Raw genomic sequence first — 14,925 nt, 5'->3', positions numbered from 1 at the left:
AGCGCCAAGTTTTTCTTATGTCTGCAGTATGTTAAAATGAAAAAAATCAGTAAACCATAAAGGAAGATATCTATGACTAAGGTGACCCCGCCCGTACAAAAAAACGAATACTACGACGTGACCTTTGAAGACCTGACACACGACGGATCAGGCGTTGCGAAGATCGAAGGCTACCCAATTTTCGTTCCTAACGCCCTTCCAAACGAAAAAGGCCAAATCAAAGTCACAAAAATAAATAAAGGCTACGCATTCGGACGCCTGGTCGAGCTGCACGAAGAAAGCGCACAGCGCACCGATGCCCCATGCCCGATCTATAAACAATGCGGCGGCTGCCAGCTTCAGCACTTAAGCTACCAAGGCCAGCTCGATTTTAAACAGAAACAAGTAAAAGAAGTACTAACAAGAATCGGCAAGCTGAACTTAGACAACGTCACCGTACACCCGACACTTGGCATGGAGGATCCATGGAACTACCGCAACAAGGCGCAGGTGCCAGTCGGAGAACGCGAAGGCGGACTAGTAGCCGGCTTCTACCAGCAGCGCTCCCACGAAATCATCGACATGGAGCAATGCCTCATCCAGCAAAGCGAAAACGATGAAGTCGTCGCAGCCATCAAGACAATCGCAAACCGTCACGGCATCCGAGCCTACGATGAAAAGAAAAACAAAGGCTGGCTCCGCCATATCATGGTCCGCTACGGCATTGTCACAAAGGAAATGATGGTCGTCTTCATCACCCGAACACCCGATTTCCCAAACAAAAAAGCCATCATCGACGACATCACATCCCAATTCCCAGCCATCAAGTCCATCGTCCAAAACATCAACCCAAAACGCACAAACGTCATCTTCGGCGACCAAACAACCGTGCTCTGGGGAGAAGAATACATCTACGACTACATCGGGGACATCAAGTTCGCGATATCGGCCAGATCTTTCTATCAGGTAAACCCTGAGCAGACGAAGGTTCTTTATGATAAAGCGCTGGAGTATGCAGACTTGAGCGGTGAAGAATCAGTTATCGATGCGTACTGTGGCATTGGGACAATCTCTTTGTTCTTAGCTCAAAAGGCTAAGAAAGTTTTCGGTGTGGAGATCGTTCCTGAGGCCATTGAAGATGCCAAACGCAATGCAGTATTGAACGGTATTGAAAATGCTGAGTTTGCAGTCGGTGAAGCTGAAGTTGTCATTCCGAAGTGGTATGAAGAAGGAAACGCAGCAGATGTGATTGTGGTTGATCCGCCTCGTAAAGGGTGCGATGAAGCCTTGCTGCAAACGATTTTGGATATGAAACCGAAGAAGGTTGTGTATGTTAGCTGTAATCCAGCAACTCTTGCACGTGATTTAAAAGTGCTTGAGGACGGCGGATATGCAACAGTGGAAGTCCAGCCGGTGGATATGTTTCCACACACGACACATTGTGAAGCGGTCGCGTCTTTAAAATTGGTCTAATAGAAAAAGCAGCTGAGATAGAAACATTCTATGCCAACTGCTTTTTTATTTGGTTTTCCAAAAATTTATAAATAAGCAGAGATTGATAATCAGGCAGGAAACATGATATAAGTGTAAAAGAATATTTTTTACCGGAAGTTTGACAGTGAGAGGATTTGAGTTTGACATGACCAGTAATTTTTGGCGTGATCTGCCGAAGCCATTTTTCGTACTTGCCCCAATGGAGGACGTGACAGATGTTGTTTTCCGTCACGTAGTCAGTGCAGCCGGCCGTCCGGATGTATTTTTCACCGAATTTACAAATTCGGACAGCTATTGTCATCCAGAGGGCTTGAAAAGTGTGCGCGGCCGATTGACGTTTACAGAAGATGAACACCCAATGGTGGCACATATATGGGGAGATAACCCCGACTATTTCCGTCAAATGAGCATTGGTATGGCGGAGATGGGTTTTAAAGGAATTGATATTAATATGGGCTGTCCTGTCCCGAACGTGGCATCAAGAGGAAAAGGCAGCGGCCTGATTCTCCGTCCGGACGTCGCGGCAGAACTCATTCAGGCAGCAAAAGCAGGCGGACTGCCTGTCAGCGTGAAAACAAGACTTGGCTTTAAGAAGGTAGACGAGTGGGAGGAGTGGCTTGGGCATATCCTGAAACAGGACATTGCGAACCTTTCCATTCACTTGCGCACAAGAGACGAAATGAGCCAAGTCGATGCGCATTGGGAGCTCATCCCGGAAATCAAAAAACTGCGTGACCGCATCGCACCAGACACGATGCTGACCATCAACGGCGACATCCCCGACCGCCAAACCGGGCTGCAGCTTGCAGAACAATATGGAATTGACGGAGTCATGATCGGGCGGGGGATCTTTAAAAATCCGTTTGCTTTTGAAAAAGAGCCAAAAGAACACAGCAGCAAAGAATACCTAGACCTTCTGAGACTGCAGCTTGATCTTCAGGATCAATATGCAGAAGAAGTGCCGCGCTCCGTCACAGGGCTGCACCGCTTTTTCAAAATCTATGTCAAAGGATTCCCTGGCGCTGCTGAACTGCGGAATCAATTGATGAACACGAAATCGACGGATGAAGTGAGGGCAATGCTTGATAACTTTGGAAAGAATGTTGATGGGATGGGACGGGACAGTGAAATGATGTCATTCTCAAAAAGTTAGAGAACACATCAACTCATTTTTAGTTATTTTATTCAGCATTATGTTCTTTTGCAGCCGGCACCTTTTTTTAATCAAGTGAACAAGTTCCTAAGAATGTAATATACCCGACAGCACACCAGATATTTGGTGTGGTGTGTGGCACAGATGATTTTGAAAAAAAGGCAACTATCTCTTATGAGACGTTGCCTTTTTACGTTTCTCCATTAGCCTAAAGTACTCCTATGATCGATACAAGTGTAATCTCTCATGTAAAACCTCGAAGACTTCCTCTGGCATTTGCCTGACCTTGACATCTGAACCTAGAAAAAGCAGCCAATTGGTTATTTCGGTCAGTTCTTTAACCTTATTCACATTGATAAAAGTCTTTAAAATGGCTGTGGTTTGGTATGGATTCGTATAGGAGAGTGAAATTTTAAAAGGGTGGTATTTTTTGAACTGGGCAATTGCGCTTGGGCCAAGCTCAAGGACAAGGTTGACGGCTTGTTCCTGCTTACTTAGCTTTTCTAAGATCTTTTTCTTGCTGACTCTTTTTTTCGCTGGGTAGGGTTTGACATCTGTGAGATGGTCGACAGGAATGATCTTCTTTTTTTCTTCTTTTAAGTCAAAGCCTTCAATCAGCCATGCGCTTTTTTCACGATAAAGGTGCAGGATATAAATAGGATATGACATTGTTTCCTTCTCTTCTTTAATGGAAATAAATAAATAGCTGCCTGTAAGTAGGGTTTGGATGAGTGTTTCTAACATGGGATGTGGGAGGTCAGACAGATCAAGCAGGTCGGGGTTGTGGGGATTGGTCCCTTCAAAAAGCAGGATTTGATTTAGAAGAACAAGATCATCCTGCTGGTTTTTGGATAGGAGGCCAAGTAATTTTTCAGCTAAAGACTGACGGCTCTTCAGGTAGGGAAGCTGCTGGTTTCTTGTGGCCATAAAGGCAATAAACAGTGCTTTGACCTCATTGTTGGTAAAGCGTACATCGGGCAGGACGGAGTTGTGCATGACAAAATAACCCCCATCTCTTCCAACCTCAGCCACAAGCGGCATCCCCATGGCCTCAATTTCTCTAATATCTCTAATGGCTGTCGAGCGGGAAATGTTAAACTCCTGCATGATTTCAGAAATGGTAAAGCGGGCGCGGTTGTTAATATATCGCATGATGATGTTGATCCGTTCAACTTTTTTCATGAGGGGCTCCTAAACAGTATCGTTTTTTGACATGATTTAAGACTATGATAAACCTAGCAAGACAATAATACAAATCATTGAAAAATGCAGAAAAGAGGTATGGGAAATGGCAAATTATACACTGGAAGAAAAAGAAGGCTTTACCGTAATCGGTCTTGGAACTGAGCTAAAAAGCGATTATACAGACTATGCAGGCATACACAGGGAAAAGTTCGAATTTTGGCAAGCCGTCAGCCAAGATGGAAGGCTGGATACTTTAAAATCCATGGCCGCCAATGACTATGTTTTTGCTGTGAACGAAGCGGTAAATAACAAAATGATGCATTATGCAGGCGTCATGACAGAGGAACCTGCACCAGAAGAAGCGAGAGTGATTCAATTTCCTAAAGGGGAATACGTGGTGGTTAAAGGCGAAGGAAAGTCAGCTGATGATTTGAATAACCAGCTTGCTGCTGTTGGCTTTGGTCAAGTCCTTCCAGAAGCAAAGGATGTTGCCTATGTTGGCGGACCAAATGCAAGTGTTGAGATGGAGCATCGAAACGGCATGATCTATGGTGAAATGTGGATTCCTGTTGTCAGGAAATAATCAAAAGGAGGGATGGCAATGTCCTGTATCGTTGATTTTAAAAATGTGTCTGCGGCTGGTTTAGAGTCTTCGCCTGCAGCAGGAGCGCTTGCTGGTTTACGGGCAAATGAATCCCGTTACTTTATGAACAAATTCAAACACGAATTTGCGGTTGTACCAGCGAGCGAAAGCCAGGGGACACTCGATTATGTGAACCGGATTTTAAAGGAAGAACGTGATATCGAGTTTGCGGCCAAACCGTTGGAAACGTCTAGGTTTCAAGTGGCAAATATTAAATTTGCCTACGTCTTTTACGAGGATGGTCTCGCGGTTAACGTCATGTATACCGTTGATGATCAGAAGAAACGGGCAGTGGGCTTTAAGCTTTCTGAGGGAATGGAGATACCAAAGGAGTTAGAAGGCAAGTTTAAGTTTGCCAGACAGAAGTCTAAACTCGCTGGAACCATCAGGGGCTCGTTTTTTGTCATCAAAGGAGAATATTAAGGCAGAGATGTACAGTGGAACGGAAAACAATTTTATTGAACAGGAAGATAAATAAATTCACAGCATACCGCCAGTATTGCTGCAAACACTTAAGGCATGTGGAGTGCTTTTCGCTGCTTGTAAGTAAAGATAAATAAAGAGGTAACAGTGAGTAGAGGGCCTTTCCTGATTGGGGAGGCTCATATTTATGGTCATGAACTACAGAGACTAACATAACTGACATCTTTGCTGCCAGCGTAAAAAGTAAAATTTTCTATCGTCTTCTAGTGAGTTAAGTTTCCAAGAATAATAAAAAAACAAGGGAAAATTTTCATAAGACGACTTCAAACTGATTCTATTTAAGTGTCAACTTGGATTGTTGAAGTATAAATGAAAATAGCGAACAGTGGCTGTTTCCGTTCGCTAAACAAATCCAAGTTTTATTATATTTTTCCTGCAAAAAATCCATTATAAATTTTCCATTAGACGTTTTTTGATTAATTCATAATCGTCCTTAGTAATACCAGGAGCAAATTCTTCAGGTAAATCCTCTAAGTCTGGAATTGGTCCGCCTTCAGGAGTACCAATTTTCACTTCAAGCGGTTGCCCATTTTCCGGATTTGTTCCTTTCCAAATCATTCCGATATCCCTGTATTCTGTTTCGCTCCATGTGAATAGCACATTGCTTAAGCCTTTTTCTATGAACGGTTTGGCATAATCAAATTTTGAGTTATCAAGATTTGGAATTGGAAGCATTTTCGTCAAGTCTACCCCTGTAGCAATTTCGATTGCTTTCGCATAGGCGAGGATATGTGTTCCTCCACGAACAAGCAAATACCCAATCATGGTTCTTGCAACTGGGTGATCAGTCATCTCATAAACTCTCATTTTATGTGTACGTGCACCAATTTCCAGAAAAAAGTTATGTGTTAAATCTAAAACCAGATTTCCGCTATTAAAAACATTATCACCAGTCCAAGGTCTTCCCATTGAATCACCTGGTATAGCCGTTTGAGCTGTAGAAATAAAATGGTGGGTGTTTCTCGCATCCTTCCCATTTTGAAGTGGAGTGATATCTGGATCCCCTGGAAAAGTATTCCCTACCGATAACAAATTAATCGTATTAGAAACAAGTTCTACATGACCAAATTCTTCTGCTGTAATGCTTGCCACTAACTCATAGAATGGTTTTAGCTTTTTTTTATTTCTGAAGTTAAAAGACTGAAACATATAGTTATTTAAGGTAGACATCTCCCCAAACTTGCCGCCCAAGAGCTCTTGTACTGCTGCTGCTGCATTCATATCGCCGTGTGCGGGTATAGGAAGTTCAATTGCCAATTTATTTATTCTTTTAAACATTATTTCCCCTCCACTTCCTTTTTGTTAACCAGGAAAAACCCAAATAATTTGCTGGGTACGAATAAAAAAGGGAGTTTCGTTAGATTCGACAACAATGTGATCTGGCATTACATTTTTCAAGGAGCCACGAACGCTGCCTCTTATGGTTTGAACAGTAACCATTTTACCAACAATGGTTGTTAATGTCTGATAAACATAGGGATCATAAAAGCTTAACAGGTTGTTGTTTGTCATTTAGATCCTCCTTCTAAAGTCATTCTTAATGAGTATATGTTTCTCGATATGAAAAAAGACTGAAAAACAATTGTTCAATTGGACTCTTTTATGCTCAGTTTGGTTCTCCGGATGCCATGGCGCCGTTCATTAGCTATGACACGACAAAGGTGGTGAAGGTTGAGTAAGAGAATCGTGATTAATCCGTTGGCGCGCTGATTAGCGGCATTTGCTCTCAGCCCACTCGATGGCTTCATTCCGTGCTTTAGAAGATGCTTTAAACTTGAACAAGGAAAATATTTACGAGACATCTTTCATTGTTGTGAGTTTTCACAAAATCATATCCGCCTTTTTTATCAGTAGCTTACCGTTTATCCACTTGCCAATTTACATGAATATCAAACTTTAGACATCTCAGCGCTTTCAATCATTAGATGGAATGGGTGGCAGTATGTTTCTTTATGCTACTACTCTGTCACCAACTAGCTGAAGTAGCTTATAAATATAAATGATATAACGCCGGAGTTGCTACATAACTTTATTCATTAAAATTAGGTGAAGTAAAACAAGGATCTTACCATTACCGTTTTTCTAACCCTTATATGGTCAATTGAAGTAGTGACCAGAAGTCTACACATGCGGAATGTGCGACAAAGCTCGTTTTAAATTATGAAGCAGAAACCATTAAAAGGTTCCTGCTTTTTTTCATTGAGATTATATGTAGGATTTAAAGGTTGATTACCCTTTAGGCAGCAGGTGTTTTTATCTTTATGATGATATAAACGATACTTATGTGTTACGTATAACAGGAGCCTTAAATAAAAATACGCAAGACTTCTGTAAGAAAATGGGGCCAAACATTGAACTTGGGTAAGAGATTGATTTACTATAAAGAAGTATTATGAAAATCACCATAAATTATTGCATATGGGAGGTACTCATGGGCAGATTAGTTCACTTTGAAATTCACGTAAACGACATGGAACGCGCAAAGAAGTTTTATGGAGAGGTATTCGGATGGACATTTCAGGATTGGAGTGATTATGCAGGTCTGCCTTACTTCGGAGCAGTGACAGGCGACGAGAATGAACCGGGAGTCAATGGGGCTTTGATGCAGAGACAAGGTCCTTCTCCAGAACCAAACCAGCCGTTAAACGGGTTTTCCTGTACAATGGGAGTGGAAAATTACGATGTAACGGAAGCAAAAATTATCGAGCATGGCGGCAAGGTGGCATTGCCGAAATATGCGCTGCCCGGAATGGCGTGGCAAGGGTACTACCTTGATACCGAAGGCAATATCTTTGGGATTCATCAGCCTGATGTGAATGCGAAATAGGATTCATGATAAAAAGGAAGGAAGGGCAGAATGTATGCCTCTCCTTCCTTTTTTACTATTCCTTTAAGTTGAACCCTGAATCAAACTCTCCCTCGATGCCTCCTGCAAAAAAGCACACGGTTCACCAACACTGTACAGCTGCAAGTGATGCAGCGCCCGGGTGCAAGCGGTGTAGAACAATCTGCGGAGGCTCTCATCGCCGTATACTTGCGCGGATGCGTCATAAATGATGACGGCGTCGAATTCGATGCCTTTAGCCAGATAGGCTGGGATGACAACGATGCCCTGCTCGTATTCAACTGAGCCGCTTTTTACAAGCTTAATGTCTTCGATGTTTCCCAATGCATTGAAGGCCTCGCTGCTTTCGGCAGCGCATTTGCAGATGATTGCAATCGAATGGTACCCTCGCTTCTGAAAGTCTGCGACTTTGGAAGCGATGCGGCGGCGCAGCTCTGCACGGTCGGATACCTGTGTCAGAACAGGCATCTCGCCGTCGCGTTCGAAAGAGGCAATCTGTTCGCCGTTAGGTACGAGTCTCCGAGTGAATTCGGTTATCGGTTTAGTGGATCTGTAGCTTCGGTTTAAGAGAATTGCTTCTGTTTCATCGGGTCCGTATAAGCCGGTAAGCGGGTGGAAATCGGACATTTCGCTAGCATGAACGAAGATTGCCTGGTTAAAGTCCCCGAGCACGGTCATCTTTGCCGAAGGAAATAAACGTTTCAAAAACTCGAATTGGAAAGGAGAATAATCCTGTGCCTCGTCTACAAGGACGTGCTTAATCGAGGTATTTGTCTGAAATCCCTGAATCTGCTCTTTCAAATATAAAAATGGCGGAGCATCTTCATAAAACAGTTTTCCTTCATCAAGCATGTTCATGGTCATCTGGCAAATATCCTTCCACTCCTCAGGTGTTTTCGCCTTAATCCACCTGTTGATGCTCGCCGGGTTTGAAAAAAGCTGCCTATAGATGGCTGTAAAGTCGACGAAACGAAGCGCCTGCACCCATTTCCGGAGCGGCTTCAGCTTCTTGCGGACAACCATCCGGCCGAGCACCTTGATCTCTTTTTCGTAATCATCAAGCGTGTCTTCCGAACCCTGTTTTTTCTCTAAGTAGGCAAAAGCCTTTTGATACTCATCTTTGCTGAGGAGCTCAATTTCTTCCTGTACCCACGGCTTCAATAGCTCGGCTTTTTCCATTTCATCGATTTTTCCACTCAGCCATTCCTGAAGCTTCTCAATTCTGTTGGAAAAGCGGATAGAGGTATCGGTGCTGTAAAATCTATCTTCAATTTGTTTGGCGGAGACGAATGGTTTTCCTCTGAATTTAATCCCCTTAAATATCATGCCGGATTCTTCAAGCGATTGGCTGTATGCTTTTACTGTCTCGAAAAACAGTGCTGATGCCTTGAATCGGATGCTTGCAGTCCTTGTCCGGTGGGCAGGGTCATCTGCCGCAGTCAGCACATATTCCAATTGCTCATAAGGATCCTCGACTTTAAAGGAGCCGCTAAGCCGGTGGTACAAATATTCCTGGAACGTAACCTGCTGCATGTTTTCTTCGCCAAGCTCAGGCAGGACGTTGGATACGTAGCTGTTAAACATCGAGTTAGGAGAGAAGAGAATGATCTGATCAGCCTTCAGACGATCCCGGTACTTGTAGAGCAAGTAAGCGATCCGCTGCATAGCAGCCGATGTCTTGCCACTGCCTGCAGCTCCCTGGACAATCAGCAGTCTGCCCGATACATGCCGGATAATCCGGTTTTGCTCCTGCTGAATGGTGGCCACGATGCTGTGCATATGTTTGTCTGTCCCTTTACCAAGCACCTGCTTTAAAATCTCGTCTCCAATGGTAAGACTCGTATCGAACATCGATTCGACAACGCCTCCGCGGATGATATATTGCCACTTTTTCTCCAGATTGCCTCTGATCACGCCTCCTGGAGTCGTGTATTCAGCAGGACCGGGCGGATAATCGTAGTAGACACTCGAAACCGGAGCGCGCCAGTCATAAATCAGAAAATCCTCGCCGCTTGAATCTGTAAGCGTTGAGATGCCGATATAGACTCTTTCAGCTTCCTGAGTTCCTTCTTCCGTGAAATCGATACGTCCAAAATAAGGCGTTTTTTGCATACGCTGCAGGACAGACAGCCGGCTTTTGGCATGCCTGTGGGTGCTCTGGCTTACAGTCAGCGCCTGCGCCTGCTGCCTTAAGCCGATGATTGTCTCAAGATAGTCGTCAAACGTATCAGTGTTTACCTTGACCTCATCCCAAAAGTGCCTTTGAATATGGACCACTTCACTCCGGCGCCGGCCGGCTTCATCCTCGAGCTTGCCGATCTGCTCCGAAATGGTCCCGGTCACCTGATCCAATCGTTCCTGCTCCTGCCGAAGGTCATTATTCATTCAAAGCACTCCTTTAAAAAAAATTGAAAAATAAGGGTTGACTGAAGAGAAGTTTTGTTGTAAGATTATAATAGGGATAATTTTATATTATTATATACTAAAAATGTATTTCTATAGTAATATATCACAGCTTCCCGTTTTTATCAATGTATACTTTAACAATGAAATTGACGGTTTTTACTAATACATATTAAAACAAGGCGGGCAAAGGATTAACTTTGCCCGCCTTGTTTTAATATGTCATTCTCTTGCAGATTTCTCAGGTCAATATGAAAGGCCTTTTTATTTCATATAAGGATCGTTTAAAAAGGGCCAAACCCTTGTTGTTTTGCCAGGGAATAAAACCATAGATTGCCTGCCCTGATAATAAGTTACTTCTTTGTCAGTTCGCAGTACCTTGCTTCATTTTCAAACTCTGTTCTTCAGGCACAGCCCGTTTGATAAACAATGAAACGATCCATGCGATGGCAACTAGTCCGAATGCAAACAAGAATGCACTTTTCATGCCGGAAATCATAGCTAGAATTTGTAAGGTAGCCGCGTCTTCCTTAATCAGCGTACTTTCCATAAAACGAGCAGAACCATTGGTCATGATAGAGACAAGCAATGCTGTCCCGACTGCGCCGGCAACCTGTTGGAGCGTACTGATAATGGCCGTGCCATGCGGATATAAGGGAGGCGGCAGTTCGTTCAAAGCGTTGGTCATAATTGGCATCATGACCATTGAAATCCCAAGCATTAACAGCGTATTAAAAATCATAATCGTGCTGTAGGAGGTTGACACTGTGATGAAGGCGAATTGCCACAACGTATTCGCGACCAGCCCAAGCCCGATAAGCGCAAGCCACTTGGCACCAAATTTATCAAATAACCGGCCGGTAATGGGTGACATGATTCCCATGACAATTCCGCCCGGCAGCATGACCAAGCCTGCCTTCAACGGACTGTAGCCTAGCGCATTCTGGAGAAAAATCGGCAGCAGCATCATCGCGGAAAACATTGCCATCATGATAATCATCATAATGACCGTTGACATCCTGAAAATGGTGTATTTAAATGTCCGTAAATCCAGCAGCGGCTGTGTAATCGTCAATTGCCTCCAAGTAAACATAGCTAAAGCAACAACGCCGATTATTAGCGGAATAAGAACTTCATAGCTCGACCAGCCACCCTGTCCTTCACCGGAACTGCTGAATCCGTACACAATCCCGCCGAATCCTAAGGTTGAAAGGAGAAGCGAAAGCGGATCGATCTTTGGTTTACTTGTCTCCGTCACATTTTTAAGCTTCATAAATGCAAAGATAATCACTAACAGTGCGATCGGCAGAACCCCGTAAAAAAGAACCCGCCAGCTGAAATGCTGTACAATGATTCCTGATAGCGTGGGTCCAATCGCGGGAGCAAACGTAATGACAATTCCAATGGTCCCCATTGCCGAACCCCTTTTTTCTATAGGAACGATTGAGAATACCACATTAGTTAGTAAGGGAAAGAGCAGTCCGGTACCCGCTGCCTGAAGCAGCCTTCCGAATAAAAGCATTTCTATTCCTGGTGAGATAGCCGCTACAAATGTCCCAACCGTAAACAATCCCATAGCTCCAAGGAACAGGGTTCTTGTCGTGAACCGCTGAATCAAATAAGCGGTGACCGGGATAAGGACACCGATAACAAGGAGATAACCAGTAGTCAGCCATTGCGCCGTGCTCGGCTCAATTCCGAAGTCATCCATAATTTTGGTTAAGGCAACATTAAGAAGTGTTTCATTTAAAATGGCTACAAACACACCCAGAATCATAATTATGACCAGTAAAAAGTTTTCTTTGCTTCCGAATGTTCCTGCGTTTTGAGCCGATTCATTTTGATTTTTCAACGTCTTTCTCCTTTCTTTTCAAAATGCATACCTAACAGATTGCTGCATCAACGTTGGGAAAGTATCAGCCTGCTTTCCGTCCATATTCATTTATTATTGCCAAACACAGAACAAATATTCGCGTTTATAGTACCACATAAAAGATTCCTCTGCCAATGATGAAACAGAGGAAATTGGGGATTTAAATTAAAAATTATTTTAGCGGGCAAGAAGTGGTTTATTCAAGTGGAAAAGGTTTTTTTCGAAAATGAAGAAAAGCGTGGGAAAAGGAAAGAGTTTATTTTACCAGCGAACGAAAGAAAGCAGGTTTGAGCGGGATAGAAAGCAGAAACTATTTTGCAAATGAACAAAAAAAGGCAAACCACAAAAGGATAATTGGTTGGATTATCAGAAGATCATATATACAGATAATTCTTAATCAGTCCATGTGGAGTGTATAGCAGTTCTAAAATTAGCATTAATAGCCTTTTATGAATTTTTTTAATGTTTTAAAATCATTTGCTGAAAAATATTTACATATTTATCTAAAAATGAGACAATAAAACAAATCTCAAAGGAGGAAAGTAACCATATGATGCCATCTTATTGCTAATTCATGTCCAGATAAAATTCATACGAATTTTATAACGAGTATAAAAATTTGCCTGATTAACAGGTTTATTTGGTTATGCTCTTTATGGAATGTTGGCAATGTAGAGGATCGCTTACTTTTCTAAAATTGAGATGATGCGGGTTGGCTGTTTGTTTAAACAGCAACGCTGATACAGGCATGTTTTGTAATTTTTTTTGCAGACGCCTGCTTATTTGAGTTTACCTGAATCATAATCACGGACGATTTTAGGCTGTAAGAAGAGACATCTTCTTGCGGCCTTTTTGCATATAAAAAATGAATAGTAGCTGTCTTCTTTGCCCTGTCCATAGACGGCGTAACTCACATAATCATGAAAGAAGGGGATTTTGTGTTTGAGTTGACGTTACAGGGTGTTAAGAAATATATGGAGGCTACGCTTGTGCTGAGGGATATCAGCTTTGAGGTGTATGCTGGAGATAAAGTTGGGATTGTCGGAGCCAACGGAAGCGGCAAAAGTACGGTTCTGAAGCTGATTGCGGGACTTGAGAAGATGCATTATTATCCGGGGTATCCGCAGACGTCGAGTCCCGGGTATGATGAGGGGCTTATCCACCGGCCGAGTGGAGCGACGATGGCGTATCTTGAACAGATGCCGTCGTTTCCTGAGGGGCTGAAGGTGATTGATGTGCTGAACATGGCGTTTGAGGATGTTCATGCGATTGAGAAACAGATGCGCGACTTAGAGGAGCAGATGCAGACACTAACGGATACTGCCCTTGAGAAGGCCCTGATGAAATACAGCGAGCTTGTCCAAATGTATGAAGGGGAGGGCGGCTATGAGATTCAGGAGAAGCTTGGGAAGGTGTGCACGGGGCTGAAATTCAACGATGCTTTTTTGAATCAGGACTTTGATTTGCTTAGCGGCGGGGAGAAAACGACGGTCATGCTTGGGAAGCTGCTGGTGCATGATCCGGACATTTTGCTGCTGGATGAACCGACGAACCATTTGGATATGGATTCGCTTGAATGGCTTGAAGGCTATTTGAAGGGCTACAAAGGGATTGTCATCATCGTCTCCCATGACCGTTATTTTCTGGACCATGTTGTGACAAAAATCGTGGAGATTGAGGACATGGAATCCATCACGTATAAGGGGAACTATTCCTCGTTTGTGAGTCAAAAAAAAGAAAACATGCGGATTCAATTTGAGCATTTTCGGGAGCAGCAAAAGAAAATTAATTCCATGGAAAGTACCGTAAAGGATCTCAGAGACTGGGCGATTCGGGCTGACAACAACAAGTTCTTCAAACGGGCTGCGAGCATTCAGAAAAAGCTTGCGAAGATGGAACGGATTGATAAACCGGTCTTTGAAAGGCGGAATATGAGGCTGAACTTCAAGCAGGCCGAACGTTCCGGAAATGAAACGATCAAAGCGGCCGGTCTCTCGAAAAGTTATGCGGATAAAGTACTGTTTAAGGACGCTGAGTTGATGATTCGCTACGGGGAGCGAGTGGGTCTTATCGGCGGGAACGGCAGCGGGAAAACAACCTTTTTAAAAATGCTGTTGGGAGAAGAGCAGCCGGATGCCGGTACGGTTGAAGCAGGTGCCAACGTCATGGCCGCCTATTTGCCGCAGAAAATTACATTTAAAAACGAAGATCAGACGGTGCTGGAATGCTTCAGGGAGGATATCTCAATTCCGGAGGGCAAGGCGCGGGAGTATCTGGCCAAATTCATGTTTTACAAAAATACGGTCTTCAAGAAGGTAAAGCACTTGTCAGGGGGAGAGCGAATCAGGCTCAAGCTTGGGATGCTGCTTTTCCAGGATGTTAATTTATTGATCCTGGATGAGCCGACGAATCACCTGGATATTGATTCGATTGAGACCCTTGAAGAAGCGCTGGAAGAGTTCGCAGGGACGATTTTCTTTATCTCGCATGACCGGTATTTTATTAATAAGATCAGCCAGCGAATCGTTGCGCTGGAGGACTGTGCATTTAAAAGCTACCTTGGAAATTATGATGAGTATAAGCGGGAGAAAGCAAAGCAGATCGCTGAACCGCAAATGGTGAAAAGCAAGAGACAGAGAGTGGAAACTGTAACTGATGAGAACTTAAAGGCTAAGGCGCTGGCCAAGATCGAACGTCTTGAAAAGGAGCTGGGCGCGCTCGAGGCAGCTATGACAGATGAACTTGAGTATGAAGAACTTAGCAGCATGTACGAGCTGAAAGTGATAATGAGCAAGCAGCTCGATGAGGCGCTGGAGGAATGGGTCGGCCTTGAGTAAGAAAAAGAATGAAGTACACAGATCAATTTT

General features: G+C 43.6%; 11 protein-coding genes. 6 read left to right on the top strand and 5 right to left on the bottom strand.

The window, feature by feature from the left end; all coding sequences use genetic code 11:
• Positions 1–72: 72 nt before the first annotated feature.
• Both rlmD and E2R53_RS19030 read left to right on the top strand, forming a co-directional pair.
• Entirely contained in the window at positions 73–1,452 is a 1,380-nt protein-coding gene (gene rlmD / locus E2R53_RS19035; RefSeq protein WP_133313331.1) for a 23S rRNA (uracil(1939)-C(5))-methyltransferase RlmD, read from the top strand.
• Positions 1,453–1,618: 166 nt separating this feature from the next.
• Positions 1,619–2,626, top strand: a complete 1,008-nt coding sequence (locus tag E2R53_RS19030; protein ID WP_165971039.1) for a tRNA dihydrouridine synthase — start codon at positions 1,619–1,621, stop codon at positions 2,624–2,626.
• A gap of 219 nt (positions 2,627–2,845) precedes the next feature.
• Here the strand turns inward: E2R53_RS19030 and E2R53_RS19025 are convergent, their stop codons facing one another.
• Positions 2,846–3,808, bottom strand: a complete 963-nt coding sequence (locus E2R53_RS19025; RefSeq protein ID WP_133313329.1) for a helix-turn-helix transcriptional regulator — start codon at positions 3,806–3,808, stop codon at positions 2,846–2,848.
• Positions 3,809–3,914: 106 nt separating this feature from the next.
• Between E2R53_RS19025 and E2R53_RS19020 the strand changes: the two genes are divergently transcribed.
• On the top strand, positions 3,915–4,394 hold the full coding sequence (locus E2R53_RS19020; protein WP_133313328.1) for a GyrI-like domain-containing protein: 480 nt from the start codon (positions 3,915–3,917) through the stop codon (positions 4,392–4,394).
• Positions 4,395–4,412: 18 nt separating this feature from the next.
• Positions 4,413–4,877, top strand: coding sequence for a phage tail protein (locus E2R53_RS19015; RefSeq protein ID WP_133313327.1), 465 nt, complete (start codon positions 4,413–4,415; stop codon positions 4,875–4,877).
• 447 nt (positions 4,878–5,324) lie between these two features.
• Here E2R53_RS19015 and E2R53_RS19010 read toward each other — a convergent pair whose 3' ends face one another.
• Positions 5,325–6,215: a manganese catalase family protein gene (locus E2R53_RS19010; protein ID WP_133313326.1), complete on the bottom strand. Its 891-nt coding sequence runs from the start codon at positions 6,213–6,215 to the stop codon at positions 5,325–5,327.
• 24 nt (positions 6,216–6,239) lie between these two features.
• Entirely contained in the window at positions 6,240–6,449 is a 210-nt protein-coding gene (locus E2R53_RS19005; RefSeq protein WP_070879510.1) for a YuzF family protein, read from the bottom strand.
• Between the two features lie 919 nt (positions 6,450–7,368).
• On the opposite strand from E2R53_RS19005, the gene E2R53_RS18995 reads away from it, so the two are divergent.
• A complete protein-coding gene (locus tag E2R53_RS18995; RefSeq protein ID WP_133313325.1) occupies positions 7,369–7,764 on the top strand; it encodes a VOC family protein in 396 nt (131 codons plus the stop codon).
• 63 nt (positions 7,765–7,827) lie between these two features.
• Here E2R53_RS18995 and helD read toward each other — a convergent pair whose 3' ends face one another.
• Together helD and E2R53_RS18985 are read right to left on the bottom strand one after the other, a co-directional pair.
• Positions 7,828–10,167 carry an RNA polymerase recycling motor HelD gene (helD, locus tag E2R53_RS18990; RefSeq protein WP_133313324.1) on the bottom strand — a complete coding sequence of 780 codons (2,340 nt, stop codon included), beginning with the start codon at positions 10,165–10,167 and terminating at the stop codon, positions 7,828–7,830.
• Between the two features lie 382 nt (positions 10,168–10,549).
• The gene (locus E2R53_RS18985) at positions 10,550–12,037 is read right to left on the bottom strand and encodes a DHA2 family efflux MFS transporter permease subunit (protein ID WP_286166305.1); all 1,488 of its coding nucleotides are present in this window, start codon (positions 12,035–12,037) and stop codon (positions 10,550–10,552) included.
• Between the two features lie 959 nt (positions 12,038–12,996).
• On the opposite strand from E2R53_RS18985, the gene abc-f reads away from it, so the two are divergent.
• The gene (gene abc-f / locus E2R53_RS18980) at positions 12,997–14,895 is read left to right on the top strand and encodes a ribosomal protection-like ABC-F family protein (protein ID WP_133313323.1); all 1,899 of its coding nucleotides are present in this window, start codon (positions 12,997–12,999) and stop codon (positions 14,893–14,895) included.
• Positions 14,896–14,925 lie beyond the last annotated feature (30 nt).

This window comes from Peribacillus frigoritolerans, assembly GCF_004358755.1.
GTDB lineage: Bacteria > Bacillota > Bacilli > Bacillales > Bacillaceae > Bacillus_P.
This window is presented reverse-complemented; position numbering and strand designations above follow the sequence as displayed.